General features: G+C 32.1%; 3 protein-coding genes. All 3 read left to right on the top strand.

From position 1 onward, the window contains the following. Nucleotides 1–266 precede the first annotated feature (266 nt). Nucleotides 267–1,166 (top strand): DUF7916 family protein, encoded by a 900-nt coding sequence (locus tag A5883_RS12165; RefSeq protein ID WP_086338680.1) that lies wholly within the window; start codon nucleotides 267–269, stop codon nucleotides 1,164–1,166. 7 nt (nucleotides 1,167–1,173) lie between these two features. Next, complete coding sequence (locus A5883_RS12160) at nucleotides 1,174–1,491, top strand: PTS sugar transporter subunit IIB (RefSeq protein WP_086338679.1); 318 nt, start codon at nucleotides 1,174–1,176, stop codon at nucleotides 1,489–1,491. A gap of 9 nt (nucleotides 1,492–1,500) precedes the next feature. After that, the coding region (locus A5883_RS12155) for a PTS lactose/cellobiose transporter subunit IIA (RefSeq protein ID WP_396336521.1) at nucleotides 1,501–1,816 on the top strand (316 nt) is incomplete at its 3' end.

Here is a 1,816-nt window from a genome sequence, read left to right as displayed (position 1 = left end):
ATTGATAATAGAATATTATTAAAAGCAATGATGAAAGGGGTTTTATAATTATAAAAACAAACTAAAGTATCTTAAATTAATGTCTTGAATAAGAAGGGAGTTGATTTAGTTTTTATGAGTTTTTCAAAGAGTGATTTTTTATTTTAAAAGGATTATAACTCTATATGTAGTCAAAAATATTCAAGCAAAAATAATAAAAATGATTGTTCATTGTTAATAAGAAACAATTATTTAATAGAACTGTAGATAAGGATGGAGAGATTTCCGTGGTTAAAAGGCTTATTAGTACAAACTCTTCAGAAATTTTGAAGATGAATGCCCAAGAATTAAAGCAGAGTATTAGGGCCAGTGAAGGAAGAGTTGTACTGTCAGAAAATGTTGCACCAAGAGAAAGTTTTATAGGTGATATTACTAATGCTGAAATTGCTCGAGCATTTGGCGCAGATTTAATTTTATTAAATGGTTTAGATGTATTGCATCCAAAAATTTTTGGGTTAGATAGTAAAGAAAATAATATTATTGAAGAGTTACATTCTTTAATCGGATGTCCGATAGGTGTAAATTTAGAACCTGTTGATCTAAATGCCGAGTTACAAGAAGAACGTCTAGAATTAGAAATTGGGAGACAAGCAAATATACAAACTTTAAAACGTGCAGAAGATTTAGGGTTTGATTTTATTTGTTTAACAGGCAATCCAGGAACTGGTGTATCAAATAAACAGATTCTTAAAGTTATTGAAGAAGCAAGGAAAACGTTTTCTGGGTTGATTATTGCGGGTAAGATGCATGGGGCTGGAGTAGATGAAGCAATTGTAGATGTGGAGATTACACAAAAATTATTAAATGCTGGTGCAGATATTATCTTAGTACCGGCTGTCGGAACAGTTCCAGGATTTCAAGAAAAAGATTTAGTTGAAATTGTAAAAGAAGTTCATAAGAAGGGCGGCTTAGTCCTTTCAGCTATTGGTACCAGTCAAGAAAGCTCTGATGTTTCAACAATTCGAGATATTGCAATTCGTAATAAGATTTGTGGTGTTGATATTCAGCACATTGGTGATGCAGGATATGGTGGTGTAGCACCGGTAGAAAATATTTATGAACTAAGTAAAGCAATTAGAGGAATCAGACATACAGTGTCTGTTATCGCAAGATCAATTAATAGATAGGAGAATAATGATGTCGAAAAAGATTATGTTAGCATGTGCGGCTGGAATGAGTACTAGTTTGTTAGTAACAAAAATGCAAAAAGCTGCAGAGGTAAAGAATTTAGATGTAGAAATTTTTGCAGTTCCAGTGGCAGAAGCTGATCAATATGTAGAAGATAAAAATGTTGATGTTGTACTGTTAGGACCCCAAGTAAGATATATGCTTCAACAATTTGAACAAAATTTGAAACCTAAAGGTATTCCTGTTGCAGTCATTCCAATGACTGATTATGGAATGATGAATGGATCAAAAGTAATTGATTTAGCGGAAGGATTAATGAAATAGATGGAAAATATGGATGAGAAAACAATGCAAGCAGTAATGGGATTAATTATGTATGGAGGTGATGCAAAAAATAATGCAATGGAGGCAATTCAAGCAGCAAAACGATTTGATTTTGAAGAGGCAGAAAAAAAGCTAAAATCTGCTCAAGAATCTTTGGTTTGTGCACATAATTCTCAAACAAAAATGTTAACAGCGGAAGCACAAGGAAAAGAAAATACTATTACTTTGTTAATGGTGCATAGTCAAGATCATTTAATGACAAGCATTACATTTACTGATTTAGCTAAAGAAATCGTTGATTTATATAAATCCTTAGCATCTGAAT

This window comes from Enterococcus sp. 5B3_DIV0040 (assembly GCF_002140755.1).
GTDB lineage: Bacteria > Bacillota > Bacilli > Lactobacillales > Enterococcaceae > Enterococcus_D > Enterococcus_D casseliflavus.
The sequence above is the reverse complement of the archived record's forward strand: the minus strand, read 5'-3'. Positions and strand labels throughout refer to the sequence as shown.